This is a genomic window from Amycolatopsis sp. M39 (genome assembly GCF_001651785.1).
GTDB lineage: Bacteria > Actinomycetota > Actinomycetes > Mycobacteriales > Pseudonocardiaceae > Amycolatopsis > Amycolatopsis rubida.
Genome location: NZ_LWSF01000023.1, coordinates 1 through 26,791, shown reverse-complemented (window position 1 = coordinate 26,791; position 26,791 = coordinate 1). Strand labels below are relative to the sequence as shown.

At 71.3% G+C, this 26,791-nt stretch carries 25 protein-coding genes and 1 pseudogene; 6 read left to right on the top strand and 20 right to left on the bottom strand.

Annotation, left to right across the window (positions count from 1 at the left end; translation table 11 throughout):
• From A4R44_RS34335 to A4R44_RS34305, 7 genes are all read right to left on the bottom strand, one after another.
• Window positions 1–1,400 (bottom strand): bifunctional uroporphyrinogen-III C-methyltransferase/uroporphyrinogen-III synthase (locus A4R44_RS34335; protein ID WP_067590313.1); only part of this gene is annotated, 1,400 nt, incomplete at its 3' end.
• 82 nt (window positions 1,401–1,482) lie between these two features.
• On the bottom strand, window positions 1,483–2,430 hold the full coding sequence (gene hemC / locus A4R44_RS34330; RefSeq protein ID WP_067590074.1) for a hydroxymethylbilane synthase: 948 nt from the start codon (window positions 2,428–2,430) through the stop codon (window positions 1,483–1,485).
• The gene (locus A4R44_RS34325; RefSeq protein ID WP_067590068.1) at window positions 2,431–3,744 is read right to left on the bottom strand and encodes a glutamyl-tRNA reductase; all 1,314 of its coding nucleotides are present in this window, start codon (window positions 3,742–3,744) and stop codon (window positions 2,431–2,433) included. It lies immediately after the preceding gene.
• A complete protein-coding gene (locus tag A4R44_RS34320) occupies window positions 3,744–4,547 on the bottom strand; it encodes a redox-sensing transcriptional repressor Rex (RefSeq protein WP_067590311.1) in 804 nt (267 codons plus the stop codon). The genes A4R44_RS34325 and A4R44_RS34320 overlap by 1 nt, the downstream gene beginning before the upstream one ends.
• A gap of 617 nt (window positions 4,548–5,164) precedes the next feature.
• Window positions 5,165–6,721: a molybdopterin-dependent oxidoreductase gene (locus tag A4R44_RS34315; RefSeq protein ID WP_067590065.1), complete on the bottom strand. Its 1,557-nt coding sequence runs from the start codon at window positions 6,719–6,721 to the stop codon at window positions 5,165–5,167.
• A 58-nt stretch (window positions 6,722–6,779) separates the two neighbouring features.
• On the bottom strand, window positions 6,780–7,016 hold the full coding sequence (locus A4R44_RS34310) for a glutaredoxin family protein (RefSeq protein WP_093571938.1): 237 nt from the start codon (window positions 7,014–7,016) through the stop codon (window positions 6,780–6,782).
• Between the two features lie 12 nt (window positions 7,017–7,028).
• Complete coding sequence (locus A4R44_RS34305) at window positions 7,029–8,534, bottom strand: AMP-binding protein (RefSeq protein WP_067590062.1); 1,506 nt, start codon at window positions 8,532–8,534, stop codon at window positions 7,029–7,031.
• 281 nt (window positions 8,535–8,815) lie between these two features.
• Here A4R44_RS34305 and A4R44_RS34300 point away from each other — a divergent pair, with 281 nt between their 5' ends.
• The 3 genes and pseudogenes from A4R44_RS34300 to A4R44_RS34290 all read left to right on the top strand — a co-directional run bounded on the left by A4R44_RS34300 (window position 8,816) and on the right by A4R44_RS34290 (window position 11,769).
• Window positions 8,816–9,526: a sigma-70 family RNA polymerase sigma factor gene (locus tag A4R44_RS34300; protein WP_067590059.1), complete on the top strand. Its 711-nt coding sequence runs from the start codon at window positions 8,816–8,818 to the stop codon at window positions 9,524–9,526.
• A 97-nt stretch (window positions 9,527–9,623) separates the two neighbouring features.
• A complete protein-coding gene (locus A4R44_RS34295) occupies window positions 9,624–10,712 on the top strand; it encodes a DUF5667 domain-containing protein (RefSeq protein ID WP_095213799.1) in 1,089 nt (362 codons plus the stop codon).
• A 140-nt stretch (window positions 10,713–10,852) separates the two neighbouring features.
• Window positions 10,853–11,769: pseudogene (locus A4R44_RS34290) on the top strand (HAD family hydrolase).
• Window positions 11,770–11,803: 34 nt separating this feature from the next.
• Here A4R44_RS34290 and A4R44_RS34285 read toward each other — a convergent pair.
• The gene (locus A4R44_RS34285) at window positions 11,804–12,211 is read right to left on the bottom strand and encodes a RidA family protein (RefSeq protein WP_067590056.1); all 408 of its coding nucleotides are present in this window, start codon (window positions 12,209–12,211) and stop codon (window positions 11,804–11,806) included.
• A 69-nt stretch (window positions 12,212–12,280) separates the two neighbouring features.
• Between A4R44_RS34285 and A4R44_RS34280 the strand changes: the two genes are divergently transcribed.
• A complete protein-coding gene (locus tag A4R44_RS34280; protein WP_067590054.1) occupies window positions 12,281–12,892 on the top strand; it encodes a TetR/AcrR family transcriptional regulator in 612 nt (203 codons plus the stop codon).
• A gap of 3 nt (window positions 12,893–12,895) precedes the next feature.
• On the opposite strand, the gene A4R44_RS34275 is transcribed toward A4R44_RS34280, so the two are convergent.
• The 12 genes from A4R44_RS34275 to A4R44_RS34225 all read right to left on the bottom strand — a co-directional run bounded on the left by A4R44_RS34275 (window position 12,896) and on the right by A4R44_RS34225 (window position 24,939).
• Window positions 12,896–13,924 carry a lysophospholipid acyltransferase family protein gene (locus A4R44_RS34275; protein ID WP_067590051.1) on the bottom strand — a complete coding sequence of 343 codons (1,029 nt, stop codon included), beginning with the start codon at window positions 13,922–13,924 and terminating at the stop codon, window positions 12,896–12,898.
• Complete coding sequence (locus A4R44_RS34270; protein ID WP_067590048.1) at window positions 13,921–14,967, bottom strand: NAD-dependent epimerase/dehydratase family protein; 1,047 nt, start codon at window positions 14,965–14,967, stop codon at window positions 13,921–13,923. The genes A4R44_RS34275 and A4R44_RS34270 overlap by 4 nt, the downstream gene beginning before the upstream one ends.
• A 261-nt stretch (window positions 14,968–15,228) precedes the next feature.
• Window positions 15,229–15,330, bottom strand: coding sequence for a 30S ribosomal protein bS22 (locus tag A4R44_RS46550; RefSeq protein ID WP_007030867.1), 102 nt, complete (start codon window positions 15,328–15,330; stop codon window positions 15,229–15,231).
• A gap of 187 nt (window positions 15,331–15,517) precedes the next feature.
• A complete protein-coding gene (locus tag A4R44_RS34265; protein WP_037353555.1) occupies window positions 15,518–15,733 on the bottom strand; it encodes a helix-turn-helix domain-containing protein in 216 nt (71 codons plus the stop codon).
• Between the two features lie 477 nt (window positions 15,734–16,210).
• Complete coding sequence (gene proC, locus A4R44_RS34260) at window positions 16,211–17,023, bottom strand: pyrroline-5-carboxylate reductase (RefSeq protein ID WP_067590045.1); 813 nt, start codon at window positions 17,021–17,023, stop codon at window positions 16,211–16,213.
• 109 nt (window positions 17,024–17,132) lie between these two features.
• Entirely contained in the window at window positions 17,133–17,963 is an 831-nt protein-coding gene (locus A4R44_RS34255) for a thioesterase family protein (RefSeq protein WP_067590041.1), read from the bottom strand.
• A gap of 161 nt (window positions 17,964–18,124) precedes the next feature.
• The gene (locus A4R44_RS34250) at window positions 18,125–18,928 is read right to left on the bottom strand and encodes a sugar phosphate isomerase/epimerase (RefSeq protein ID WP_067590038.1); all 804 of its coding nucleotides are present in this window, start codon (window positions 18,926–18,928) and stop codon (window positions 18,125–18,127) included.
• 34 nt (window positions 18,929–18,962) lie between these two features.
• Window positions 18,963–20,657 (bottom strand): phage holin family protein, encoded by a 1,695-nt coding sequence (locus A4R44_RS49475; RefSeq protein ID WP_198545547.1) that lies wholly within the window; start codon window positions 20,655–20,657, stop codon window positions 18,963–18,965.
• A 148-nt stretch (window positions 20,658–20,805) separates the two neighbouring features.
• Window positions 20,806–21,789, bottom strand: coding sequence for a Ppx/GppA phosphatase family protein (locus tag A4R44_RS34240; protein WP_067590035.1), 984 nt, complete (start codon window positions 21,787–21,789; stop codon window positions 20,806–20,808).
• Window positions 21,790–21,976: 187 nt separating this feature from the next.
• The gene (locus A4R44_RS34235; protein ID WP_009071942.1) at window positions 21,977–22,666 is read right to left on the bottom strand and encodes a response regulator transcription factor; all 690 of its coding nucleotides are present in this window, start codon (window positions 22,664–22,666) and stop codon (window positions 21,977–21,979) included.
• A complete protein-coding gene (locus A4R44_RS34230) occupies window positions 22,663–23,910 on the bottom strand; it encodes a cell wall metabolism sensor histidine kinase WalK (protein WP_067590032.1) in 1,248 nt (415 codons plus the stop codon). The genes A4R44_RS34235 and A4R44_RS34230 overlap by 4 nt, the downstream gene beginning before the upstream one ends.
• 150 nt (window positions 23,911–24,060) lie before the next feature.
• Window positions 24,061–24,939, bottom strand: a complete 879-nt coding sequence (locus A4R44_RS34225) for an oxidoreductase (protein ID WP_067590030.1) — start codon at window positions 24,937–24,939, stop codon at window positions 24,061–24,063.
• Between the two features lie 75 nt (window positions 24,940–25,014).
• Between A4R44_RS34225 and A4R44_RS34220 the strand changes: the two genes are divergently transcribed.
• Window positions 25,015–25,641, top strand: a complete 627-nt coding sequence (locus A4R44_RS34220) for a response regulator transcription factor (protein WP_067590302.1) — start codon at window positions 25,015–25,017, stop codon at window positions 25,639–25,641.
• Entirely contained in the window at window positions 25,638–26,543 is a 906-nt protein-coding gene (locus tag A4R44_RS34215; RefSeq protein WP_202505607.1) for a hypothetical protein, read from the top strand. The genes A4R44_RS34220 and A4R44_RS34215 overlap by 4 nt, the downstream gene beginning before the upstream one ends.
• Window positions 26,544–26,791 lie beyond the last annotated feature (248 nt).

Genomic DNA, 26,791 nt, shown 5'->3' with positions numbered 1-26,791 from the left:
AGACCGAACTCCACCGCAGTCTCGGCGGTCTTCGGCCCGATGCACGCGACCAGCGTGCGAGTGTGCGGCTTCCCGGCAATCCCCACCAGGTTCCGCACCGTCGACGACGAGGTGAAACAGACCGCGTCAAAGCCGCCGGTCTTGATCATCTCGCGGGTCTCGGCTGGCGGCGGCGCGGCCCGCACGGTCCGGTAGGCCGTGACGTCGTCCACTTCCCAGCCGCGTTCGACCAGGCCGGCCGACAGGATCTCGGTGGCGATGTCGGCGCGCGGCAGCAGGACGCGGTTGACCGGGTCCAGCACGTCGTCGTACGGCGGGAACTCGGCCAGCAGGCCCTCGGACGACTGCTCGCCGGTCGGGACCAGCTCCGGAATGATGCCGAAGGAACGCACCTTCGCCGCGGTCGATTCGCCGACGCAGGCGATCTTCACGCCGGAGAACGCCCGCGCGTCCAGGCCGAACTCCTCGAACTTCTCCCACACCGCGCGCACCGCGTTGGTGGAGGTGAAGACGATCCACTGGTAGCGGCCGTCGACCAGGCCCTTGACCGACCGCTCCATCTGCGCCGGGCTGCGGGGCGGCTCGACCGAAATGGTCGGCACCTCGTGCGAGGTCGCGCCGTGGCCGCGCAGCCGCTCGGCCATCTCGCCCGCCTGCTCCTTGGTGCGCGGCACCAGGACCTTCCAGCCATACAGCGCCCGCGACTCCCACCAGGACAGCTTCGACCGCTGCCCGGCGGCCTGCCCGACGGTCACGACCAGCGGGCCGACCAGCTCGCCCGCGTCGTTCGCGACCGAGGCCAGCGTGGTGTCCAGCGTGCGCTGGGTGTTGATGGTGCCGTTCGCGGTGACCGCGACCGGGGTGGTCGGCGGCAGCCCCTTCTCGGTGAGCTGGCTCGCTGCCTCGGCCAGGTGCGCCGAGGTCGCGTGCAGCACGATCGGGCCCGCGACGGCGGCCAGCGCGCCCCAGTCGACCTCGCCGCGGACGTCCGCCTCGGTGTAGGTGCCGCCGAGCGCGACCCCCGCGTACGCCGGCACCGCGGTGCCCGGCGCGACGCCCGGGATGACGTCGAACACGGCCGAGGTGCGGGCGACGGCCTGGACCTCGGCCACGACGGCCGGGCTGGTCAGCGGGTCGCCGGAGACCAGCCGCAGCGCGAGCCTGCCTGCCTTGGCCTCGGCGGTCAGGTCCTTGGCGACGTCGGACGGTTCGCCGACGGCGGGACGGACCTCGGCGCCGGCGGCGGCGAAGGCGAGCACGCTGGCGGGCACGTCCGGGTCGGTCACCACGACCTCGGCCTTGGCCAGGAGTTCCTGGGCGCGGACGGTGAGCAGCCCGGCGTCCCCGGGGCCCGAGCCCACGAAGGCGACGCGCCCGGCGGTCTTGCGAGCAGGGGTCATCGTTGGTGTTCTTCTCCTCTTGGGCGGCCGGTGCTCCGGCCGCTGGTGTCGGGCAGGTCGTGCGGGTCGGTGACGGCTGGCGTCACAGCGCGGGGCCGAGCAGTTCCCCGGCTCCCAGGTCAAGCAGTTCGGCGGCCAGTTCCCGGCCGAGCTTCTCCGCCTCGCCGATCCCGGCGATCGCGGAAGCCCGCACCATGTCGACGCCGCCGTTCTCGCCTTCGACGGCAGCGGTGCCGCGCAGCGAGATGCGCTCCACCACCGCGCCCTCGTCGTCGAGGTCCTCGACGATCTCGGCGAGCGCGCCCACCGGCGCGCTGCACCCGGCTTCGAGCGCGGCGAGCAGAGCCCGTTCGGCCGTCACCGCGACCCGCGTGCTCTCGTCGTCCGCCGCGGACGCGAGCAGGTGCTCGACGTCCACGTCGGCGGCCCGGCACTCCAGCGCCAGCGCCCCCTGCGCGGGGGCGGGCAGCATCTGGATCGGGTCGAGGGTTTCGGTGATCTCGTCCACCCGGCCGACCCTGGCCAGTCCGGCACGCGCGAGCACCACGGCATCCAGCTCGCCGTCGGTGACCTTGCGCATGCGGGTATCGATATTGCCTCGGATCGGCACGATTTCCAAACCGAGACCCAGCGCGCGCAGCTGAGCCATCCGCCGCGCCGCGCCGGTGCCGACCTTCGCGCCCGGCGGAAGCTCGCCGAGGGTGAGGCCGTCGCGCGCGATGAGCGCGTCGCGCGGGTCCTCGCGCGGCGGCACCGCGGCCAGCACGAGACCGTCCTCGGGTGCGGTGGGCAGGTCCTTGTACGAGTGCACAGCGACGTCGATCTCGTTGCGCAGCAACGCTTCCCGCAGCGCCGAGGTGAACACGCCGACGCCGATCTGCGAGATCGGGGCACTGGAGAGGTCGCCGGGCGTGGTGACGGTGACGAGCTCCACCTCCGCCCCGGTGGCGCGGAGGGTGTCGGCGACGATGCCGGTCTGCGCGAGGGCGAGCTTGCTGCCCCGCGTGCCGATGCGAATGACTCTGGTCACTTACCGCTTCTTCTCGGATTCCGGCGCTGTCGGGCTCGCCACGGCCGCAGGAGCCTGCGGGTCGAGGCAGAACAGTTCCCGCAACGCGTTGGCGTAGTCGGTGTCGGCCGTCTCGGCGGCCAGCTGCTTGACCCGCACCGTCGGCGCGTGCAGCAGCTTGTCGACCACGCGGCGAACCGTGCGGCCGACCTCTTCGCGAACCTGGCTGTCGAGTTCCGGCAGCCGGTTGTCCAGGCGGAGCAGCTCCGCGTCCACCACCTCGGCCGCGCGCCTGCGCAGCGCGGTGACCGTGGGCGTGACCTCGGCACTGCGCTGTCCGGCGAGGTACTCGCGCACCTCGTCGAGCACAATGCCGGCGGCTTTGGCGGTCTGCCGGTCGGTGGTCGGGGCGCCGGCGTCGCGCATGCGCCGCTGGATCGTCTCCAGATCGACCACGGTGACGTCGGCGAGTCCGGCGACCGCGGCGTCGACGTCCTTGGGCAGCCCGAGATCGCAGACGACCAACCGGCGTCCGGCGCGCGCGGGCACATGCCCGGCGAGGAAGACCGCGTCCTGCGCCCCGGTGCAGGCCACGACGAGGTCGGCCTGCTCGACCGCCTCGGCGAGCGAGGACAGCGGCACCGAACGAGCCGGAATCCCCTCGGCGACGACCTTTTCGGCCAGCCGGACGGCGTTGGCTTCGGTGCGGTTGGCCACGGTGATCTCGGCGATCCCGGCCTTGCGCAGCTGCGCCGCGGTGAGCGCGCCCATCGAACCGGCCCCGACGATCAGCGCGTGCTTGCCCGCGATGTCCCCCGCGGCGGCGAGCGCCTCGGACACGACGGACGCGCCGAGCTGGTCGAGCCCGGTCTCGGCGTGCACGCGCTTGCCGACGCGCAGCGTGGTCTGGATCAGCTCGTGCAGCGTGCGGCCGACGGTGCCGGCGTCGCGCGCGGTCGCGTACGAGGAACGGACCTGGCCGAGGATCTGGGTCTCGCCGACCACCATCGAGTCCAGGCCCGAGGCGACGGAGAACAGGTGCTCGACGGCCGCGCCCGCGTAGTGCACGTACAGGCTGTCGTACAGCTCGGCGGGCTCCATCCCGGCCTTGCGGGAGAGCACGTCCGAGACGTCGTTGACGCCGCCGTGGAAGGTCTCGACCACGGCGTAGACCTCGATGCGGTTGCACGTCGAGACGAGCATGACCTCGCTGACGTGCTCCGCCTGCTGCAGGTCGTGCAGGACCTTGGTCAGCTCGTCCGCGGGGATCGCCGCACGCTCCAGCGTGCCGAGATCCGCACTGCGATGGGAGAGCCCGACCGCCAACACGCTCATCAGCGCACCACCATTCCGAGACCGCCGTCCGTACCGGCGCCGTTTCGTCCGCCGCTGCCATTGTCGGCGGGCCTGCCGGTGCCGGGTAACCCGGCATTCCCCTGGTTTTCCGGGGTGCCGCCGCCCGCGCCGGCCGCGCTGTCGGCGCGCCGAGCCACGTGGAACGAAAGGATCTGCAGCTCGACGGCCAGGTCGACCTTGCGGACCTCGACGTGTGCCGGCACCTGGAGCACTACCGGCGCGAAGTTGAGGATGCACTGGACGCCGCCTGCCACCAGCCTGTCGCACACCGACTGCGCGGCGGTAGGAGGTGTGGCGATGATCCCCACGGAAATCTCCCGTTCGGAGCAAACCCGAGGAATGTCGTCCATGTGCGAGACCGGGAGACCCCCTACGGGAACGCCGATCAAGTCGGGGTCGAGGTCGAAGAGCGCCTCGACCGGGAAACCCCGGCCGGGGAAGCCGCCGTAGTTGGCGAGCGCGTGGCCGAGGTTGCCGATTCCGGCCACGGCGACCCGGTGCTGCCGGGTGAGGCCGAGGATCCGCTCGATCTGGCTGACGAGCACCTGCACCTCGTAGCCGACGCCGCGGGTCCCGTAAGAGCCCAGGTAGGAGAGATCTTTGCGGAGCTTGGCGGAGTTCACGCCCGCTGCCGCGGAGAGCTCCTCGCTGGAGACGGCGGTGGTGCCCTGCTCGGCCAAGCCGGAGAGGATCCGCAGGTAGACGGCCAGCCGCGCGACCGCGGCCTCCGGGATCTGCTTCGCGCGGACCGCGGTGTCTTCCGCGTCGGAGACAGCGGGCATCTCGGCGGTCGGCGCGTTGTCGGCGTCCGGGGCGGGGCGGGAAGTCCGGGCCGCGCGGCGGGTGCGGGGTTTGGCGTCTTCCTCGGCCGGGGTTTCGGCGGCGGCTCGGGTGCCCGCCCGGCTGGCGCGGCCGTTGCCGGACGCGGCCCGGCCATTTCCGGAGACGCGCCCGTTGCCCGCGGCGTGGTCGCCGCCGCCGGCGACCTGGTCGTCCCCGTTCTCGGCGCGAGCCGCCGAGTTTCCGTTGCGCGCCAAGCCGTTCTCGCTCACCGTGGCTCGACGGCGGCTGCCCGCGGCGTGCCGCCCGCCGGACCGGCGCGCGGCGGGCGGGGCGGGTTCGGCGGCGTCGGATTCGTCACGGGGAGGCGTGGCCGGCGGTTCGGCACCGCTGCGCCCGCCCCGCTGTGTCACCACGCTGACTTCTCCTCAATCCGGCTTCGTGCCCGCGCTGTCCCCCACCTGCCTCGACCGGCAGTGGAAAACCAACCCTTGACCCCACGGCTTCCGTCCGGTTCGATGCCGGTCCTCGCGGGGGCGGGTTCCTACGGTAGTCCACTTGTGAACGCATGCACAAAGTCACTGGTCATCCGCATGACCGGAAGCACAACCGCACTCGCTCAGGCGGCGGTGAACGGCACCGTGTGCCACCCGCTCGCGCCGTCCGGGACCGGGTCCGCGGGGTGGTCTGTCTGCGTGTACCCGGACTGATCCGTCGCCCGCACCGTCACCGTGTGGCTGCCCGGCGGGACCGGCACCTCGGCCCACCACATCCGCCAGGTGTCCTGGTTGACCTCGGCCGAAAGCGTCGCCGGGAACCACGCGCCCTGGTCCACCCGCACCTCGACCTTCGCGATCCCGACGTGCTGCGCCCACGCCGTCCCCGCGACCCGGACCTTGCCCGCGCGCACCGACGTCCCGTCACCCGGTGCGTCGATCCGCGATTCGGTCTTGATCGGGGCCTGCTCCGCCCAGCCGCGCTGCAGCCAGTAGGCCTGCCGCGCGTCCCAGGTCGTGAACTCCAGGTCGGTGACCCATTTGGTCGCCGAGACGTAGCCGTAGAGCCCGGGGATCACGATCCGCGCCGGGAAGCCGTGCTCGACCGGCAGTGCCTCGCCGTTCATGCCGATCGCGAGCATCGCGCCGCGTGCCGGGTCGAGCGCGACGTTGGCCGGAGTGCCGCAGGTGAAGCCGTCGGCACTGGTCGCGTACATCTGCTGCGCGCCCGTTCGCACTCCCGCCGCGTCCAGCAGGTCGACCAGGTCCACGCCGATGAAGTTCGCGGTGGAGATCAGGTCGCCGCCGACCTCGTTGGAGACGCAGGTGAGCGTCACGGTCCGTTCCACCAGCGGCCGGTTCCGGATGTCCGCGTAGGAGAAGCTCACCTCGCGGTCGACCAGGCCGTGGATCTTCAGAGTCCAGTCCTCGGCCCGCACCTGCGGCACGACGAACGCGGTGTCGATCCGGTAGAAGCTCCCGTTCGGCGTGATGAACGGCGGCGAGCCGAGCTTGTGGAAATCCGCGTCCGGCGGCAGCGGCGGGGCCTTCTTCGCGGCGACCAGCGGGCCGATCGACGCGCGCGAGCCGGTCGCGCTGCTGGTGGTGGACACGACCTCGCCGACGATCGCCGCCACGCCGGCGCCTGCCGCGATTCCCGCGCCGCGCTGCAACACCTGGCGACGGCTGAGTCCTTGCCGCGGTTCGGTTTCCGCCGGCAGCGCGCGTTTGTGCAGCCAGCTGAACACCAGCAGCGAAGCACCCAGCGCCAGTACCGGAGCCAGCAATGCGAGCTGTCCGACGTCCGTGCGCTCGAACACCGCGACGATCCCGAACGCGCCGACCACGATCACCAGCACCTGGCCGGGCAGCGGGCGACGGCGTGAAAGCTGTCCGGCGAGCACCGCGAACGCCAGCAGCACCACGGCCAGGCCGATCTTGAGCACGGTCTTGTCGGCGGTCCCGATCGTCTGCTCCGCCCACACCACGACGGCGTGCGGGCTGTGCGCGATGACGAAGTCCGCGACCGCGACGAACGGCGACGCGTTGTATCCGACAAATCCGGCGACCAGATGCCCCACGCCCAGCGCGACGGCCAGCGAGACCAGCCCGATGAATGTCGCGATGCCCAGCGACAGGCGCGGCCGGGCGGCCGGCGGGGCTTCTTTCAACGCACTCACCCCACCATCTTCGGCGGGTCCGGCCGGGTCCGGCCCGTTCAAAGCGCTTACGGGTTGCTTACCGCAGTGCCGCGCGCAGCCGTTCTTCCTCGACGCGCCAATACCCGTGCTCGACCCCGTCGATCAGGATCACCGGCACCTGGTCGCCGTATTCGGCCCGCCATTCCGGGTCGCTGTCGACGTCCGCGGTCTCCCACGGCACACCCAGCTCGCCGCAGATCCGCGCGACGTCCGCCTCGGCCACGTCGCACAGGTGGCATCCTTCGCGGCTCATCACGGTCACTTTGCGCACCAACCCACCTTAGGCTCAGCGCAACTTCAGCCGGCGCAGCTTCCCCGTCGCCGAATGCGGCAGCGCTTCCGCGAACTGGACGGTGTGCGGCACCTTGTACCCGGCGAGATGCGCGGTGCACTGGTCCACCACCTGCTGCTCCGACAACGCCGCGCCCTCCGCAGGCACCACGACCGCCTTCACCGCTTCGCCGCTTCGCTCGTCGACCACGCCCACGACGGCGGCCTCGGCCACCCCAGGCAGCTGCGAGATCACTTCCTCGACCTCATGCGGGAAGACGTTGAAGCCATTCACGATGATCAAGTCGTTGGCCCGGTCGACCAGGTGCAGATCGCCGTCGGAATCGAGGTAGCCGACGTCGCCGGTCCGGAACCAGCCCTCGGCGTCCGGCCCGTGCGCACCGTCCGGCCAGTACCCGGAGAACAGGTTCGCGCCGCGCACCGACACCAGCCCGGTGCTGCCGCCTGCCTCGAACACGTCGTCCGGCTCCTCCGGATCGAGCGGCAGTTCGTCCGCGGACCCGTCCGACCCCACCAGCCGCAGCTCGATCCCGGGCAGCGGCCGTCCGACCGATCCGGGCTTCGGATAGCCGGTGACCAGCGTCGACGTCACCACCGGCGCGCATTCGGTGAGCCCGTAGCCCTCGTACACCTCGACCCCGGCGGCCTCCCGGATCGCCGCGAGCACCTTCGGATGCAACGGCGCTGCACCGGAGGTCAGCCGTTGCACAGTCGCCAGGCCGTCAGCCAGTTCTTCGGGGTCGAGCGCGGCGAATTCGTTGTACATCGCGGGCACGCCGGTGATCGCCGTGACGCGATGCTCGGCGCAGTCCTGGAGCGTCCGCCGGGCCTCGAAGCGTTCGGACAGCACCAGCGTCGCGCCGACCGCCGTGGCCATGAGCAGGCCGGGGCCGAGGCCGTAGACGTGGAAGAGCGGGATCGACACCAGCACCCGGTCGTCGTGCTCGGTCACCCCGTCCACCTGGGACAACTGGTCGAGGTTCGCCAGCAACGCACGGTGCGACAGCAGCACTCCGCGCGGCGGGCCGGTCGTGCCGGAGGTGTAGGAGATGACCGCGATGTCCTCGCCGGAGCGGCCGAGTTCGACCGGATCGCCCGGCTCGTCGCTGCGCGGCGGCAGTCCGGCGATGCCCTCGGGCAGCTCGGCGTCGTCGCGCTGCACCACGCGTTTCGCGCCGCAGTGCTCCAGCAGCCGTTCCAGTTCGGGCGCGGGGGCCTGCGGAGACAGCGGCACGGCGATTCCGCCCGCGCGCAGCACCGCGAACAGGGCGACCGCGAAGTCAGCCGACGTCGGGAGCCGCAGCACCACCGGGTCGCCCGGCGCGACGCCGGCGGAGACCAGCCGGCGTGCTTGCGCGTGCGCTGCTTCGTCCAGCTCTCGCCAGGTCAGCGTGGCACCCGTGCCCGTCTCGACGAGCGCCGTGCGTTCCGGCCAGCGGCCGGCCGCGTCGGCGAGCAGGCCGGCGACGCCGTGGGCGGTGCTGATCCGGTCCACCCCCACCCCTCTCGTTCCGTTGCGGATTCGTCATCTTGTCACCCGTAATGGGGATGCCGCGCGATCGTCGCACCTCTGCCTGACCGGGACACTACCTACTTCGCGGTAACAACACGTATGCTGCACTGCGTCGCCGGGTGGCGTTGATCACTACCGGGTGACCCGAGCAAGGGAGTCGTCGTGCCGAAGCTGCCGGTCCACGAGGGTGTGGGACACGCGCCGCGGCACGCCCGCACGCCCTCGGGTACGCACCCGGCCGCACCAGGGACAGCCGGAGGTGCCGCTCGATGACCCGTCCGATCACCCTGTCCGCCGCTCCCCATCGCGGTCCGGTCTCGATGTTCGCCGACCGCGTGTTCGGCTCGTCCGCGGCCGCCGTGCCGCTGCCCAAGGCCGACGCCGAGCCGGACCCCGCCGAGGTCGCGAAGGCCGAGGCGTGGGAACTGGTGCGGGCCGCGCAGGCGGGCGAGTCGTCCGCGTTCGGGCAGCTGTATGACCGGTACGTCGACGTCGTCTACCGTTACGCGCTCTTCCGCCTCGGCGACCGCGACCTGGCCGAGGACGTCACCAGCGAGACCTTCCTGCGCGCGCTGCGCCGGATCACGTCGGTCAGCTACCAGGGCCGCGACGTCGGCGCGTGGTTCGTCACCATCGCCCGCAACCTGATCCTCGACCACGTGAAGTCCAGCCGGTTCCGGCTCGAGGTCGTCACCGACGAGGTCGCCGAACCGGGCGGTGTGCCCGGCGGACCGGTCGGCCCGGTCGCCCAAGCCGGGCCCGAACAGCAGGCGATCGCGGGCGCGACCCGCACGGAGCTGCTGCGCTGCGTCGCCGAGCTCGGCGAGGACCAGCGCGAATGCATCGTGCTGCGGTTCCTGCAGGGGCTGTCGGTCGCGGAGACCGCGCAGATCATGGACCGCAACGAGGGCGCGGTGAAGGCGCTGCAGCACCGGGCGGTCCGGCGGCTCGCGCAGCTGCTGCCCACCGGCCTGCGTTGATCGTTCAACGAACAGCCGTAACTTTTCCGGCTTCTTAATCGTTTCTCACCCAGACCGGCGGTCAGGGCCGGGCGTTGGGTGGAGACGGAGCAGCACCGTGGGCGTGCCCGGGTGGTTTTCGCGTGGTCGGACCGAGAGCGAGCGGTTCGACGACGCGATCAATGCTTCCCCCGGACGGCGGCCGGACGAGTTCGCCGAAGAGCTGGCCCTGGTCGGCGCACTGCACGAACTGGGCCAAGCAGGCGCCCCCGATCCCGCTACCCGAGCCCGGATTCGCGCCGAGATCGAAGGCCGCATCGGCGAACCGCTCCCCCGCCGACGGTGGCGGCCGCGAATGGCCGACCTCGTCGCCGCGGGCATCGCGTTAATCCTCGGCCTTGGCGGGCTCACCCTGCTGCTTTCACGAGACGCCCTGCCCGGAGACGCGCTGTACAGCGTGAAGCGAGCAGGCGAAGTCACGTCGCTCGGCCTGACCTTCGGCGACGGGGCCAAGGCCGAGAAACACCTGAAGTTCGCCGCGAACCGCGTCACCGAACTGGGCCGGATGAGCGACGCCAGCCCGTCGGCGTACCAAACCGCCCTGCACGATTTCAGCAGCGACGTCCGCGCGGGCGTGGCCGAACTCACCGAGTTGGCGACGACAGCCGGCAACCGCACGCGGCTGACGACGCTGGAATCGTGGGCGCAGACCCAGTCGCAGCACTTGGAAGCGGAGCAGGCCGACTTCCCGGCATCCGCCCGCGAGGACCTCCAGCAGGCTCGTCTCCTGCTCGACCGGGTACAGCAGCGGACTTCCGCGCTCGGCTCGCGGCTGAGCTGCTACCAGATCACCACCGGCACCACCGACGAACTGGGCCTCCTCCCGGCGCGCGGCGCGTGCACGCAGCAACCGCTCTCGCCCGGCGGCTCCACGCCGAGCAGCCCGCCTCCGGCCCCCGGGACGAGCGTCCCGCCGACGGATTCCCCGCTGCCGGTGCGCTCGGTCTCGTCGCCGACGCTGAGCAACCCGGGCACCCCGACCCCGACGCCGACCCCGGCCGAGGTCCCGCACCCGCCGGTCCCGCCGAGCGTCTCGCCGCCGATCACCGCTCCCACGCCGCCGCGGATCCCGACCCGGCCCGCGCCCCCGCCGGTCGTCTCGATCCCGCCGTTGCTGCCCGGACTCCCGCCGATCGTCATCGGCTGACGCCGAGGTCAGCGACGTGCGTCACTCCGGAACGCAACCCCTGTCCGAGGCGCGGGCCACATCTCCAACGGGTGAGTCGCACGGTCGCTACCCTGTGCTGCAGGACCCGGTCGGCGTCGTCCGCCGGGACGTGCCCGAACCTGGAGGCGGTGTGCGTGTCAGCTTGGCGTGGCAAGGATAAGAGTCAGGAACTGGAGCGGCTCGCCACGCTCGCCGGAGAAGCGTCGGCGGAGGCCGCCTCCTCCTCGGCTCAGCTGGCGACGACGGTTCCGCCCGCGCCGCCGGACCTCACCGCGGGTGCCTTCTTCGACGTGGACAACACGATGATGATGGGCGCGTCGATCTTCTACTTCGCTCGCGGGCTGGCCGCGCGCAAGTTCTTCACCTCGGCCGACCTCGCCGGTTTCGTGTGGGACCAGGTCAAGTTCCGCATCGGCGGCCGCGAGAACAAGGCCGACATCAAGACCCACCGCGAGCGTGCGCTGTCCTTTGTGGCCGGTCGCACGGTCGAGGAGCTCACCACGATGAGCGAGGAGATCTACGACGAGCTGATGGCGNGATGGCGGACAAGATCTGGTCCGGCACCCGCGCGCTCGCGCAGATGCACCTCGACGCGGGCCAGCGCGTGTGGCTCGTCACGGCGACGCCGATCGAACTCGCCGCGATCATCTCGCGCCGCCTCGGCCTCACCGGCGCGCTCGGCACGGTCGCGGAAACCAAGGACGGCGTCTACACCGGACGGTTGGTCGGCGACATGCTGCACGGCCGCGCGAAGGCGCACGCGGTCCGCGCGCTCGCGTCGCGGGAGGGTCTGAACCTCAAGCGCTGCACGGCTTATTCGGATTCGCAGAACGACGTCCCGATGCTGTCGGTCGTCGGCACCGCGGTCGCGGTCAACCCGGACAGCGGCCTGCGCGACGTCGCCCGCGCCCGCGGCTGGGAGATCCGTGATTTCCGCACTGGGCGCAAAGCCGCGCGGATCGGCGTCCCGTCCGTGCTCGGCGCGGGTGCCGTGGCAGGGGCCGTGGCGGCGGGGATGGCCTATCGCCGCCGGTAAAGCGTCGTGAGTGCTGACGATCAGCACTCACGACCTACTCCAGCACCGCAATACCCTCCACCTCCACCAACAAATCCGGCTCCGCCAGACACGCCACCCCCACCCCCGTCAACGGCGCCTGCACCGTCACTCCCAGCTTCTTCTCCGCCCGCTGCACCCCCGCGACGAACTCGCCCATCTTCTCCGGCGACCACTCGACGAAATACACCGTCAGCCGGACCACGTCGGCGAACGTGGCGTCCACCTCGGCCAGCGCCGCGGCCACGTTCAGGTAGGCCTGCTCGACCTGCGCGGCCAGGTCCCCTTCGCCGACGTGCCCGCCATCCGCGGTCCGCGCCACCTGCCCGGCGATGTAGACCGTCCGCGAGCCCGTCGCGACGGCCACCTGCCGGTAGAGGCCGACCTGCGGCAGCGAAGCGGGATTGACCAGGCTGACGGCCATGTTTCCTCCTGAAGCCTTGAAGATCGTCGGTCCTGAAAACATAGCATTGCAATGCTATAGAATGCCGCCATGGCGAGGGCGAAGGATCCGGCAGTGCGCACCTTGCTGCTCGAACGGGCAGCGCAGCTGCTCCGCACCCGCGAACCGATCACCCTGCGCTCGCTCGTGACCGGGACCGGGGTGTCGACGATGGCCGTCTACACGCACTTCGACAACATGGACGGGCTGTGGAAAGCCTTGCGGCAGGAGGGTTTTACCCGTCTGGCGCACCGGATGGCCGAGGTCGGCCAGTCCGCCGATCCGGTACGCGACCACGCCGCGCTGATCTCCGCGTACCTCGGCAACGCGCTGGCCCACCCCGACCTGTACCGCGTGATGTTCGACGCCAACTTCGAGCTGGAAGACGCCCAAGCCGCCGACGACACCCTCGAATACCTGGTGCAAGCCGCCGCCCGCGGCCGCGACACCGGCCGGTACCGCGAAGGCCTCGACGCGCTCGAACTCGCCACGCAAAGCTGGGCCATCGCGCACGGCCTGGTCTCGCTGGTCGCGAACGGTCCCCTGCCGCGCGGCACGCTCGACCACGGCGCACCCCTGCTGACCGCGCTGTTCGTCAGCGTCGGCGACGAACCGCAACGCTGCGAACGCTCAGTGCGCCGCGGCTGGCAGCTGCCCGGGTAAAGCTCAGCCGCGGAATACGCTGCGCCGCTGGGAAAGCCGCCGGTACAGCGAATGCTGGATCGACTCGCGCACCTGGTCGGTGAGCGTGAACACCAGCATCGGGTCGTCGAGCGCGTCCGGGCCGTAGTCGTCGGTGCGGATCGGCTCGCCGAACTCGATGGTCCACTTCGTCGGCAGCGGCACCGCGCCGAGCGGGCCCAGCAGCGGGAAGAACGGAGTGACCGGGAAGTAGGGCAGCCCGAACAACCGGGCCAGCACCTTGAGCTCGCCGATCTTCGGATACGTCTCCTCCGCCCCGACCACCGACACCGGAATGATCGGCACGCCCGCGCGCATCGCCGCGGACACGAACCCGCCGCGGCCGAAGCGCTGCAGCTTGTACCGCGCGGAGAACGGCTTTCCGACGCCCTTGAACCCTTCCGGCCACACGCCGACCAGTTCGCCATTGGTCAGCAAGCGTTCGGCGTCGGCGTTGCAGGCGAGCGTCTGCCCGGACTTGCGGGCGAACGACCCGACCAGCGGCAGCTTGAACACCAGGTCCGCGCCGAGACCGCGCAGATGCCGTCCGCCGGTCTCGTCGTGCACCGCGACCGCGGTCATCAGCGCGTCGAGCGGCAAGGTGCCGGAGTGGTTGGACACCAGCAGCGCGCCGCCCGCCTTCGGCAGGTTCTCGACGCCGAACGTGTCGACGCGGAACCACTTCTCGTACAACGCGCGCAGCGGCGGCAGCACGAGCGTCTCGGTGAGCTCGGCGTCGAAGCCGAACTCGTCCACCGCGTAGTCGCCGGTGAGCCGGTGGCGCAGGAAGGTGAGCGCGCTGCGCACCGATTCCGACAGCGGATCGGCCGCGGGCTCGCGCACCGGGCCGGACGGCTGCGCCGGGAAGTCGACGACCGGCGCGTCCACCCGCTCCTCAGCCTGCTCGGGAACCTCGGCCGGCTTCTCCCGTCCGGGTCCGTGCAGCGGAATGACCTGTGCCTCAGCACCGTTCACGGGGTTCGCCTCACTTCCGGCCCTCGTCGCGTGGTTCATCGGCGCGCCTGCCCGGTGGCAGCGGCCTCAAGCACCTTGCCCGCCAGCCCGGCCAGCGCGCCGCCGTCGAGCACCGGACGCAGGCCGCGGCCGGCCACGTAGTCGTCGAACGCCTCGCGGGTGGTCCAGCGGGGCGTGTACCCGAACTCCTTCTTGAGCTTCGTGATGTCGACCGCGCGGCCGAAGTTCAGCAGCCGCACCTGGTCGGCGGAGAAATCGACCAGCCGTGCGCCGCGCAGCAGCTTCCCGACCGAGGGCACCACGCCGCGCGGCATCGGCAGCCCGACCCGGCCCGCCCGGCGGATCGCCTGCGACAGCGTGAGCACGCCCTCGGAGGCGACGTTGAACACGCCCGGCCGGTCTTCCAACGTCGCCATTTCCAGCACTGACAGCGCGTCTGACCCGTGCAGCAGCTGCAGCCGGGAGTCGTAGCCGAAGACCGTCGGCACGACCGGCAGCGAGAAGTACCGGGCCAGCACGGTGTCGACCTCGGGGCCGATGATGTTCGCGAACCGGGCGAGCGTGATGATCAGATCCGGGCGGCGGCGGGCGAGGCCGCGCACATAGCCCTCCATCTCGACCGCGTCCTTCGCGTATCCGCTGGACGACGGCGGGATCAGCTCCGAATCCTCGGTGAACACCGCCTGCGAACGCGCGCCCGCGCCGTACACCGCGGCGCTGGACTTCACCACGAGCTTGCGCACCTTCGGCGCGCGCTGGCACGCGGCGAGCAGCCGCATCGTGCCGATGACGTTGACTTCCTTGACCGCGGCGCGCCGGCTCGGCCCGGCCGGATGCGCGGTGCACGAAGTGTGCACGACGGTGTCCACCTCGGCGCTGCTGATCACCTTCGCGATGAGCGGATTGCGAATGTCGGCGCGCACGAACTCGGCGCGGCCCATCCGCTGCTGGACGTCCTTGGCGGGCGGAGCGGTGTCGACGCCGATCACCCGCTCGAGATCCGGATGGGAGCCGAGCCGGGCGAGCAGCTTCCCGCCAAGGTCGCCGGCGACCCCGGTGACGAGCACGATGTTCGAGGCCATGGAACTCCCTGATCGGCAGCAGTGTGCAAGACGGAGTGATCACTGGGGGTGCGCGAACTTGCACTCGCTGGAAGCATCGCGCTGATGCACCTGCCATGTTACCGGCCCCGGACACCCTTCTGACCAGGCCTTACCTCGTTTTTACGAGGGACGTCCGGATTGCGATACGCGCCTCACTCGATCGGGCGTACCCGGGCCCGAACATGAGTGTGGCCCGTCCAGGGACTGGACGGGCCACGAAACGCTAGCCGCGCGGACGGCTCACTTGCCGGCCTTGCGCCGCTGCACGCGCGTACGGCGCAGCAGCTTGCGGTGCTTCTTCTTCGACATGCGCTTGCGGCGCTTCTTGATCACGGAACCCATGGGCGCTCCTCTTGGTCGTCGGTCACGCTGCCCGGCGCAGCGTCCAACGGGTGGAGCGCACAGGCACGAGCGGTTTACCAGGTTACTAGCGTCCCGGCGCGGGCTGGTCGGCGGGCATGGTTTGACGCATGCCCGGCGACCCCCCGGACCCGGCCTCGCCGCCGTACTCGACGGAGCGGCGGAGCCGTTATCCGACGTCGAAGTAAGCCCCTTGCAGATACTCGTGCACCGCTTTTTCCGGCACCCGGAAGGACTTCCCGACTCTGACCGCGGGAAGTTCGCCCGAATGCACCAGGCGGTACACGGTCATCTTCGAGACCCGCATCAGCGTGGCCACTTCGGCGACTGTCAAAAACTGGACCTGCCCTACCGCGGGCAAATCCTCCTTCTTGTTCGGCGACATGTTTACCGCGTCCTTCGACACGTGTCGCGCCACGAGGCTTCCCCACCTGTGGTATCGACACGCACGTGCTCTTCCGAGGGTAGCGGGACAGGTGGGACTCGTGCGACGCCTGTCACCAGGATGGGCCCTCACCAGGGGCTTCGCGTAGCCCGGACGGCGCAGCGGTATCCGGTTTGCCGGATTCGGCCGATCGTCCACTCCAGCGCCGGGGGCACTGAACGGACCAGTGCACCCGCCGCCGCCCTCCTTCGAGCCCGAGCCCGAACCACTCCAATGGCACCTAGCCGTTGCGTGCGGGCTCTCTCCGCTCCCGCCGACGGCCGGGCCGCGCTCGGCCAGGGACAACCCTCGCCACTGCGCCAGCGGGGGCCACGCGATGCCGAGGTGCGCCAAAAAGCCCCGACGAGCACCGCTCCCGCGAACCGCCCCACACCGCGCTGCTGAAAAACCCCGTTGAGGCGGTTCGCGCACAGGCGATCAGTTTTCGTGGGCGCGGCCCAGCTCCTCCGAACGGTCACGAGCGGCCTCGATCGCGTCGAGCAGTGCCGCGCGCACGCCGTGCTTCTCCAGTTCGCGGATCGCGTTGATGGTCGTCCCGGCCGGGGACGTCACCGCCTCGCGCAGCAGCACCGGGTGGTCCTGGCCCTCGGCCAGCATCTTCGCCGCGCCGACCGCCGACTGGATGATCAGCTGCCCGGCCAGCGCGCGCGGCAGGCCGAGCAGGATGCCCGCGTCGATCATGGCCTCGACCAGGTAGAAGAAGTACGCCGGACCGGATCCCGACAGCGCGGTGACCGCGTCCTGCTGCCGCTCCGGCACCTCGACGACCTGGCCGACGTGCGACAGCAGCTCCTTGACCGTCGCGAGGTGCGCGGGCGTCGCGTGCTTGCCGGGTGAGATCGCACTCATCGCCTCGCCGACCAGCATCGGAGTGTTCGGCATCACGCGGACCACCGGCACCCCCGAAGCGAGGCGGCGTTCGTACAGCGCGGTCGGCAGTCCCGCGCACAGCGAGACGACCAGCGACGCGGTCCCGAGCAGCGGGGCCAGCTCGTCCAGCACCGGCTCGATGTCCTGTGGCTTCACCGCGACCACGAGGATGTCCGCGCGCCGGGCCGCGTCCGCGACGGTCGCCGCTTTCATGCCCGGATAGCGCGTCTCCAGCTCGCGCGCCCGCTGTTCGTACCGCTCGGTGAAGAGCAGGTCGCCTGGCTCCTGGCCGCCGTTGAGCAGGCCCGACAGCAGGGCTTCGCCGATCTTTCCCGCACCCAGCACCGCGATGACACTCATGCCGTCGCCTCCGTGCGCAGTTTCACGCTGGTTGCGCTGGAGGCGACGCCATGAATCGCGATGATTCGCTTGCAAGCTGCGCTCATGCGGCCAGCGTGCCAAACGCGGCTCAGCCGCCCGGTGCCGGGGCGAGCGCCAGCTGCCGCACCTGTGCGACGAGCCTGCCCTGGGCGTCCACGACGGTCGCGTCCGAGTCGAACCACGGCTCGTGCACCGAGCGCGATTCGACGAGGATCCGCAGCCAGCCCGGGGCCGGACGGGTGCGCAGCAGCGAGGTCATCTGGACGGTCGGGGCCCATCCGTGCCTGCCGAGGTTCGCCACCACCGGCGGGTTGAGGTCCCCCGCCAGCAGCGAGAAGTACACGTCGGGCTGGCCAACGCGCGGACGCGCCCACATCCGCAGCCGGGGCGGGTCGCCGGTGCGTCCGGACAGGAATCCCGCGGTCGCCGGATCCAGGCGGACGTCGCAGGCGGCAGACAGGTGGAACGGGCCTTCCGGAGTGTCCTTGCCGAGCTGCGGCGCGCTCGACGGCGGTTCGGCGGGCATCTGCGGCAGGTCCGTCCATTCGGAACGGCGCATCGGCAACCGGCCGACCGTGACCCTCGCCTCGACGCAGGCCCGGCCGCGCTGTTCGAGCGACACCGCGACCACCGAAACCCGGCGGCCGACCTTGCGCACGTCGGCGCGCAGCAACACCGGGCCGAGCGCGGGCGCGTGCAGGAATTCGGTGCTCACCGCGAGCGGATCGACCGTCGCGTCCCCGCGCTCGTGCAATGCGGCGGCGGCGGTTTTTGCCAGCAATGCCACCAGGAAACCGCCGTGCGGATGGACCCCGATCGACCATTCCGCACGCAGCGTCGCGGTGAACGTGCCGTCCCCGAGCGACCGCACTGAGGTGGCCCCGTCGAAAGCGGTCGCGGTGTCGTCGGCCGCGCTCACGGACGACCGGCCACGGCGATACGGCGCGTGGAACCGGGTCCGGCGAAATCTGGAGACGGCGATGGCAACGAGGTCACGCCCGCACTTTACGGTGCCCGGCCGCCTTTGCGAGCCGAGCCGGGCAGGGACCGCCCGGACAGCCGAGCAAGATCACCCGCGGATCATTGCCCCAGATGCAACCGGGCGAACAGCAGCGCTTCGGCCAGCGCCCGGGCCCGCGACGCTGTGTCGGTGGCGTGGCGGGTGTTGACCTCCAGCACTACCTGCCCGGAAAAGCCGTCACTGACCAGCTTCTCCAGCAATTCCGCACACGGCTGCCCGCCATGCCCCGGAATCAGGTGCTCGTCCTTCGGAATCCCCGTCCCATCCGCCAAATGGACGTGGCTCAACCCCGCCCCCATCCGGTCCGCGAGCGCCAGCGCGTCCATCCGCGCAGCGGCCGAATGCGACAGATCCAAGGTGTAGTGCCGGAATCCGACGTCCGTGGGATCGATCGAGGGCCGGAAAGCCGACACGCGCGCGTCACGCGAACCGCCGGGCGGGCGGACCTTGAACATGTTCTCCACCGCGATGTCCACGCCGCTGGCGTCCTCCAGCTCGTCCACCAGATCGCCGAACGCGTCGCCGTACCGCCGCTGCCAGCGGAACGGCGGATGCACCACGACCGTGCGCGCGCCGAGCTCCAGCGCGGCGTCCACGGAGCGGCGCAGGCGCACCTCCGGGTCCGGCGACCAGATCCGCTGCGTGATCAGCAGCGAAGGCGAATGCACCGACAGCACCGGCATCCCGGTACGCCGCGACCAGCGCCGGATCGCCGAGACGTCCTGGCTGATCGGATCCGCCCAGACCATGACCTCGACGCCGTCGTAGCCAAGATCGGCGGCCAGCTCGAAGGCCGCGCCCGCGCGCAGCGGCCACACCGAGGCGGTGCTCAGACCCACGGGGACGGGCGCGCTCTCACTCACGCGCCCATCCTGCCCCAGCGTCCTCGGCGGCGAGCTACTTGGCCACCAGCAACAGCGCCGCGGGCGACACCGTCACCACCAACCCGACGAGAATCGCCAGCAGGGTCGTCTGCAGGTCCTCGGCGCGCCGGATCTTCCGCACGATCCAGACCAGCGCGACGATCACCAGCAGCGCGCCCACGAGCGCGGCGGGCGCGAGGTTGACCCACAGCCAGTTGAAGCCCAGCCACACGGCGGCACCGCCGACGACGCCCAGCGCGAGCTGTCCGGCCAGCGTCAGCCACTGCTTGCCCGCGGACACCGCGGGTTCCGGCTCGGCTTCGGCCTCCGGAGCGTCGGCTTCCTCGGGGTAGTCGTCGTACTCGTCGCCTTCGGCGTGCTCGTAGCCCTCGGCGTGCTCGTACCCGTAGCCGTCGTCGCCCTCGAAGTCCGGCTGGTCCTCGGGGTAACCGGACGGCTCGGCGAATTCGCGCTCGTACTCGGCCAGGTCGTCCTCGGCCGGGTCCTTGCCGCCCGGCGCGAACGGCATCGGGGCCGGGTAGCCCGCGGTCGGCGGGCCCGCGTCGTAGTCCGCCGCGGCGGGCGGGTACTCGTCCTCGTAGCCGTCGTCGACGTAGTCGTCCTCGGCGTATCCCTCCGCCGGTTCCGGCTCCGCACCAGCGGGCGGGACCGCTGGCATCATGCCGACCTCGGTGTCCTCCAGCTGCTCCGCCTGCCGGCGCTGACGCCAGCCGACAAGACCCGCTGGCGGCGCGTCCTCGGTGCCGCCCTCGGCGGGCGGACCGTCGATCGCGTCGAACTGCTCGGTGTGCGGCTCCTGCTTCGGCGCCGGACGGCGGGCCGGGGCACGCCGCGGCCGGTTGGGCGGAGCTGCCGGAGCACCGGGGGCCGGGAACGCACCGCTCGCCATCGGCGGTGCGGGCGGTTCCGGGGCATCGCCGTCGAGACCGTCGAGGCGGGCGGCCAAGCCGCCGTCCTGAGGCGGGGGCGGCGGAGCCTGCGGGGCCGGTCGACGGCGGACTGGCGGCACCGCGCCGCGGGTCTCCTCGTCGGCGGCCTGCGGACGCGGCGGACGGCCGCGCGGCGGCACCGGCATCTGCCCGGATTCCTGCGGCGGCGCGGGCGGACGCGCGTATCCGGAGTCCTGCGGCGCGGCGGGACGCAGGTAGCCGGTGCCCTGCGGACCGGCCGCGGGCGGCGCGGGGCGGGCGAACTGGCCCGACTCCTGCGGCGGCGCGGGCGGGCGCACGTAGGCCGAATCCTGCTGGCCGTTGGCGGGAGGCCGCGGGTACTGCCCGGACTCCTGCGGCGGAGCCGGGGGACGCACGTAGGCCGAGTCCTGCTGGCCGTTCGGCTGCGGAGCCGGGTACTGGCCGTTCATCGGCGGCGGACCGGATTCCTGCGGCACGGGGTACTGGCCCGAAGGCTGCTGCCCAGGACGCGGGTACTGGCCCGATTCCTGCGGGCCGGGCCGCTGGGCCGCGTCCGGACGGCGGCGGCCGCCCGGGGGGCGCGAAGGAGGCGGCGGGGTGCCGCCCTCGGACGCCACCCGGTCGATGATCGCCTGCGGTCCGGTGTCGGTGAGGCCCGAGCGCCGCGGGGCGGCCTCGTCCTCGTCATCGGCCGCCCTGCGCCTGCGTCGCCGTCCGCCGTCGACCTGCTGCCCGTGCTGGGCGAGCAGTTCGGCCACGGTCTTCTGGGGCTGGTCGCCGCCGGTCTGGTCCGTCATACCGTGCTGTCCAAAGCGCGCTCGGGGTTGGTTGTGGTCACTCGGGCACACCTGCCTCCGGAGCCGCGCGCAATCGACACCGTGCAGTGCATGTCCGTCACCTCTTCACCGTGCCTGGTCTTCGTCGGCCAAGTCCAGTCCGCTGCTGTCACCGGTCCTCCCCGCTCGCCGAAACGCCGGCGGCCGCTGCCCCAGTGTCGTCCGCCCCGTTGGCATGGTCCAACCGGCGCAGGATGACGCCCTCTCGCAGCGCCCAGGGGCAAATCTCCAACTCGGTCAGGGAAAGCGCCCGCATCGCGGCCTGCGCCACCAGCGCACCGGCCACGAGCTGGTGCGACCGGCTCCCGCTGACGCCTTCCAGCTGGGCCAGATCCGCGGCGGTCATCCGCGAAATGAAGGCGATGAGCTGGCGAAGGGCAGTGTCAGTGAGCGTACGGCGCACGCGGGGGCCCGCCGCCGAGGGGGCCGCCCCGGTCAGCCGGGCGAGCGAGCGGAACGTCTTGGAGGTCGCCACGACCCGGTCCGGCAGGCCCTGTCCGGCGACCTTCTTCGCGAGCCCGGCGAACTGGTCCTCCAGCCAGGCCGACGTCGCGACTACCTCGGAACGCGTGGGCGGGTCGTTGCGGAAGCGGGTGCGGGTGGTGCGCCCGGCGCCCAGCGGAAGCGACTCCGCGAGTTCGGGTTCCTCGTCGCGACCCATCGCGACCTCGAACGAACCGCCGCCGATGTCCAGCACCAGCAGTTTCCCGGCCGACCAGCCGTACCACCGGCGCACCGCGAGGAAGGTGAGCCGCGCCTCGTCCTCGCCGGACAGCACGCGCAGGGTGACGCCGGTCTCGGCGCCTACCCTGGCCAGCACCTTCGCCGAGTTCTTCGCCTCACGCACCGCGGACGTCGCGAACGCCAGCACGTCCTCGCAGCCGAGCCGCGCGGCCGCGGCCTTGGCCGATTCGACCGCCCGGACCAGGCCGTCCTCGCCGGGACGGCTCAATTCGCCGGACCCGGTGAGCTGCTCGGCCAGCCGCAGCATCGTTTTCTCGGAGTGCATCGGGGTCGGGTGGGCGCCACGGTGGGCGTCCACCACGAGCAAGTGGACGGTGTTGGAACCGACGTCGAGTACCCCTAGGCGCACGAGGATTCAGCGTACCGGTCCCAGTGCCAGGTCTCGAAACTGTAACCAACTCCACTCGGATCTACATCAACTCAGCGTGCGCGACCCGGCACGGTGTGCGGTGAAACCCGGACAAAAGCCGTGAAGGACTCTTTGAAGGAATCAGATTCCCTCAAGGAGTCCTTCACGGACGGCCCGGGAGGGCGGCTCAGGTCTCGAACTTGTAGCCGAGCCCGCGCACGGTCACCAGGTGCCGCGGCGAACCCGGGTCCGGCTCGATTTTCGAGCGGAGCCGCTTCACGTGGACGTCGAGCGTCTTGGTGTCGCCGACGTAGTCCGCACCCCACACCCGGTCGATCAGCTGGCCGCGGGTGAGCACCCGGCCGACATTGCGCAGCAGATACTCCAGCAGGTCGAACTCCTTGAGCGGCAACGAGACCTCGCCGCCGTCCACGGTCACCACGTGCCGTTCGACGTCCATCCGCACCGGCCCGGCCGACAGCACCAGCGGCGCGAGTTCGCCGTCGCTGCCCGGTTCGCCGCCGCGGCGCAGCACCGCGCGCACCCGCGCGATCAGCTCGCGCGCGGAGTACGGCTTGGTCACGTAATCGTCGGCGCCGAGTTCCAGCCCGACGACCTTGTCGATCTCGCTGTCGCGCGCGGTCACCATGATCACCGGCACCGCGGAGCGTTGCCGCAGCTGCTTGCAGACGTCGGTGCCGCTCATCCCGGGCAGCATCAGGTCGAGCAGCACGATGTCGGCGCCGTTGCGGTCGAACTCTTCAAGCGCCTGCTGGCCGGTCACCGCGACTGCCGCGGTGAAACCCTCCTTGCGCAGCAAGAAGGCGAGCGGGTCGGCGAAGGACTCTTCGTCCTCGACTATGAGAACCCTCGTCACAGGTTTCCTCCATGGTCTGGGCTGGAGACTTCCTGCCCGGTTGCCACGAGCCGGGGTGTCCGCTCGGGGGTCTTGTCCGGCCGCGCGGGCGCGGCCTTGCGTGCGGTGTCGGCGGGTTCGGTGCGCACGTGCGCGGGGATGCGCAGGGTGAACGTCGACCCGGTGCCGGGACGGCTCCACAGGCCGACCGAACCGCCGTGGTTGGCCGCGACGTGTTTCACGATCGCCAGTCCGAGTCCGGTGCCGCCGGTGGCGCGCGAACGCGCTTTGTCCGCCCGGTAGAAGCGTTCGAACACGCGCTGCTGCTCGTCCTCGGNGTCCTCGGCAATGCCGATGCCGCGGTCGGTCACCGCGATCTCGACCATGCCGTCGGCGAGCCGGCGCGAGATCGACACCGGGCTGCCCGCCGACGAGTACGCGACGGCGTTCTCCAGCAGGTTCGACAGCGCGGTGACCAGCAGCGTCCGATCGCCCTCGATGAGCAGGCCGCTCGCCGCGTCGGTGGTGATGGTGATGTCGGCGGATTCCGCGGACAGCGTGGTGCGCCCGAGCGCCTCGCGCACGACGGCGTCGACCTCGACCACGTTGAGGTCGGGCAGCCGTTCGGCGCCCTGGAGCCGCGACAGCGCGATGAGTTCGGTGACGAGCTGGCCGAGCCGGGTGGATTCGCGCAGGATCTTGCCGCCGAAGCGGCGGACCTCCTCGACGTCCTCGGCGGCGTCCAGCACGGCCTCGGTGAGCAGCGCGATCGCACCGACCGGGGTCTTCAGCTCGTGGCTGACGTTGGCGACGAAGTCGCGGCGGACCGCCTCCAGCCGGATGGCTTCGGAGTGGTCGACGGCCTCGACGACGGCGAACCCGTCGCCGAGCGGCCGTACCTCGCCGAGCACCGCCTCGGGCTGGCGGCGGCCGCGGCTCTCCAGCGGCGAGAGGTCGACCTCCATCGGCTCGTCGGTCTCGACCACCTGCTCGGCGGCCTTGCGCGCCCGCCGATCGGCCTGGTTCACCCGGACCAGGCCGAGTTCGTACGCCCGCGGGTTGTGCAGCACGAGGTCGCCGAACCGGTTGAGCACGATGACGCCGTTGTTGGAAGAGCGGATCAGCCGCATCAGCAGCTCCGCGACAGTGGGACCGGTGGGCCGGGCCGCCTCGCGCCGGGCGCGCGCCCTGGCCGTCAGGAACCCGGCGACCGCGCCGACGACAAGAGCGCCGATGGCCGTCAGCAGGACAACAGGCGTGGTCACGGGGGAATCGTAAGCATCCCGGTAGCCTTCCGGCCTAGTCCTGGAAGCCCGGTCGTGAGGCGAGTGACACCTGAGGGGGACATATTCGCCTCGGGGTCAGGCCCTGTTCACCCGATCGAGATGTTCCGGCACAATCGGCACGCTTAGCGTTCAGCGCGCGTCGAGGGTCTTGAGGTCCTCGTCGGATAGCTTCAGCGCCGCCGCGGCGACGTTCTGGTCCAGGTGCGCGGGGTCACTCGTACCGGGGATCGCCAGCACGTGCGGACCCTGCGCGAGCGTCCACGCCAGCCGCACCTGAGCGCTCGTCGCGTCATGCCGCCGCGCGACCTCGGCGACTCGTTCGTCTTCGTCGGACTGTCCACTCGCGACCGCGAAGAACGGCACGAAAGCCACACCCTGTTCGCCGCACAGCCGCAGCAGTTCGTCGTCCTCGCGGCGGACGGACAGGCCGTACTGGTTCTGCACGCACACCACCGGCGCGATCGCTTGGGCCTCGGCGAGGTGTTCGGCGCTGACGTTGGAAATGCCCAGCTCGCCGATCAGCCCCTCGGTGCGCAGTTCGGCCAGCGCGCCGAAGTGCTCGGCGAGCGAGCCGGAGCCGCGGTCCAGGCCGGTGCCGATGCGCAGGTTGACGACGTCGATGCGATCGCGGCCGAGTTCGCGCAGGTTCTGCTCGACCTGGCCGCGCAGTTCGTCGGGACGGGCGAACGGCCGGAACTGGCCGGATTCGTCGCGCGACGGGCCGACCTTGGTGGTCAGCACGAGGTCTTCGCCGTACGGGGCGAGCGCGGCCTTGATCAAGGCGTTGGCCGACCAGGTGGCGCCGAAGTAGAACGCCGCGGTGTCGATGTGGTTCACGCCCAGTTCCACGGCTCGGCGCAGCACCGAAATCGCGCGACCGGCGTCGATCGGCGCGGCCGGGTCGAGCGAGCCGCCGAGCCGCATCGAGCCGAAGCCGAGCCGGTTGACGGTGCGGGAGCCGAGCTGCCAGGTGCCCGCGGCAGCGGCGGGAAGTGTCGTTTCGGTCATGTCTCCAGCGTGCTTCGCGGCCGGTCGTCGCGGTGGGTTTGGCAGCAAGCTGCCAACGCGGGAACACTGGACGACGTGCCCCGAGCCGAGGAAGTCGCGAACATCCGCGACGAGCGAGAACTGGTCGAACGCGCCGGACACCTGCTCGCCGGAGCCGACGAGTTCGCCTGCGCCGCGAACGACCTGCACACCTGGTCCGCGATGCAGAAATTCGCCCAGGAGCTGCCGAAAGAGCGGAAGCTGCGGATCCGCAAGGTCTACCTGTCGCGCGTCCTGCTCGACCCGGCGGGCGCGGAACACCTGCGGACACTGCACCGGCTCGGCGCGGAAGTCCGGATCAGCGACCACGAGATCAACGAGACGATCCTGCTCGACGGCCGTGTCGCCATCCTCGCCGCCGGTCCCGGCTACAACGTCGTGACCGCCCCGGATCTAGTGCGCGGCATCTCGTCGCTGTTCGAGGCCGCCTGGCGCTCGTCGACCGCGATGGAGGCGTACGAGACGCGGTTCGCCGAGTTGCGGCAGTACACGCCACAGCTGCTGGACCTGCTGTCTTCCGGTTCCACGGACGAGAAGGCGGCCCGGGCGATGGGCGTCGGGCTGCGGACGTACCGTCGGCGGGTGGCGGAATTGATGGATGTACTGGGTGCGACGTCGCGCTTCCAAGCAGGTGCTCTCGCGAGGGAGGCGGGCCTGCTGTGAGGCGCGCCGTTCTCGCCGCGGCGTTGCTCACCGCGGGATGCGCCGCGTCCGAGCAACCCGCGCCGCCCGCGCCTGCTCCCGCACCGGCGAATGTGGCCTATGTGGACACCAAGGCGACCAGCGACGCGGTGTCCGGCGTCAAAAAGGCCGTGGAGACGGCGTTCAGCTACGACTCCACGAAGCCGGAAGAGGTCGCGAAAACCGAGCAGGAGTACCTGACCGGCGGGGCTCGCGCGCAGTTCGACAAGACCTTCGCCGAGGTCCGCACTGAGCCGGTGACCACGCAGACACAGGTGATCGAAACCGGTCTGGCCGAGCTGACCCCGGAGCACGCGCGGATGCTGGTGGTGGCCGCGCAGCACAGCAAACGCCCCGACGGAGCCAAGAACCAGAGCGTCGCGCTCATCCTGGTCACCGCGGGCAAGGCGAACGGGCACTGGCAGCTGCAGGATTTGAACTTCGACCCGCGCGGAAAGCTCACCGCCGCCCCCAGCCCAGCGGACGGCCTCGCCGCGACCCGGGACGCCGCCGTCAACGCGGCCGTCCAGGACGGCGGGATCCTGATGACCATCGACCCGAAGAACATCGACGGCAGCTACGCGAAGTGGGAAGAGGTGGCCGCCGAACCGCTTCTTTCGCAGTTCCGGATGAGCCGCCAGGAGACCGAGGACAGCATCCGCAAGACCGGGAAGAAGGCGGCCTTCGGCGCGGATTCGACCGCCGCGCTGACCGAACTCAGCCCGGACGGCACCAAGGCGGCGGCGGTGCTGTCGGCATTGGTGACGACGAGCGGCGGCCAGAACCCGGGGGAAAACCGGCTGCCGGTCCACCTCGACCTCGTCCGGCAGGGCACCGAGTGGAAGGTGTCCGGGATCCGGGCGTTCTCCAGCGCGGGGTCGTGAGCGGCAATCCCGGTTCTAACCGCGACCAGCACTCACGACGCCACCGCTCGCCGCCAGCCCTGCTCGTGAGGCAATCCCGGTTCTAACCGCGACGAACACTCACGACGCGATCCCGGCACCCCCGCGCAAACTGCCGCGCCCCGCCGCACCGCCGCACGCACCGCCGCACGCCCCGCCGCACCGCCGCCCCGCCGCACGCCTCGCCGCCCCGCCGCACGCCTCGCCGCCCCGCCGCACGCCTCGCCGCA

Excerpts from the sequence above, each read along its gene's own strand:
- A4R44_RS34265 (WP_037353555.1), bottom strand. The coding sequence starts at position 15,733 with ATGTCGCCGAACAAGAAGGAGGATTTGCCCGCGGTAGGGCAGGTCCAG.
- A4R44_RS34320 (WP_067590311.1), bottom strand. The coding sequence starts at position 4,547 with ATGCCCGCTGTCTCCGACGCGGAAGACACCGCGGTCCGCGCGAAGCAG.
- A4R44_RS34325 (WP_067590068.1), bottom strand. The coding sequence starts at position 3,744 with ATGAGCGTGTTGGCGGTCGGGCTCTCCCATCGCAGTGCGGATCTCGGC.
- A4R44_RS49475 (WP_198545547.1), bottom strand. The coding sequence starts at position 20,657 with ATGACGGACCAGACCGGCGGCGACCAGCCCCAGAAGACCGTGGCCGAA.
- A4R44_RS34285 (WP_067590056.1), bottom strand. The coding sequence starts at position 12,211 with ATGGCCGTCAGCCTGGTCAATCCCGCTTCGCTGCCGCAGGTCGGCCTC.
- A4R44_RS34300 (WP_067590059.1), top strand. The coding sequence starts at position 8,816 with ATGACCCGTCCGATCACCCTGTCCGCCGCTCCCCATCGCGGTCCGGTC.
- A4R44_RS46550 (WP_007030867.1), bottom strand. The coding sequence starts at position 15,330 with ATGGGTTCCGTGATCAAGAAGCGCCGCAAGCGCATGTCGAAGAAGAAG.
- A4R44_RS34280 (WP_067590054.1), top strand. The coding sequence starts at position 12,281 with ATGGCGAGGGCGAAGGATCCGGCAGTGCGCACCTTGCTGCTCGAACGG.
- proC (WP_067590045.1), bottom strand. The coding sequence starts at position 17,023 with ATGAGTGTCATCGCGGTGCTGGGTGCGGGAAAGATCGGCGAAGCCCTG.
- A4R44_RS34225 (WP_067590030.1), bottom strand. The coding sequence starts at position 24,939 with ATGACCGAAACGACACTTCCCGCCGCTGCCGCGGGCACCTGGCAGCTC.
- A4R44_RS34270 (WP_067590048.1), bottom strand. The coding sequence starts at position 14,967 with ATGGCCTCGAACATCGTGCTCGTCACCGGGGTCGCCGGCGACCTTGGC.
- A4R44_RS34275 (WP_067590051.1), bottom strand. The coding sequence starts at position 13,924 with ATGAACCACGCGACGAGGGCCGGAAGTGAGGCGAACCCCGTGAACGGT.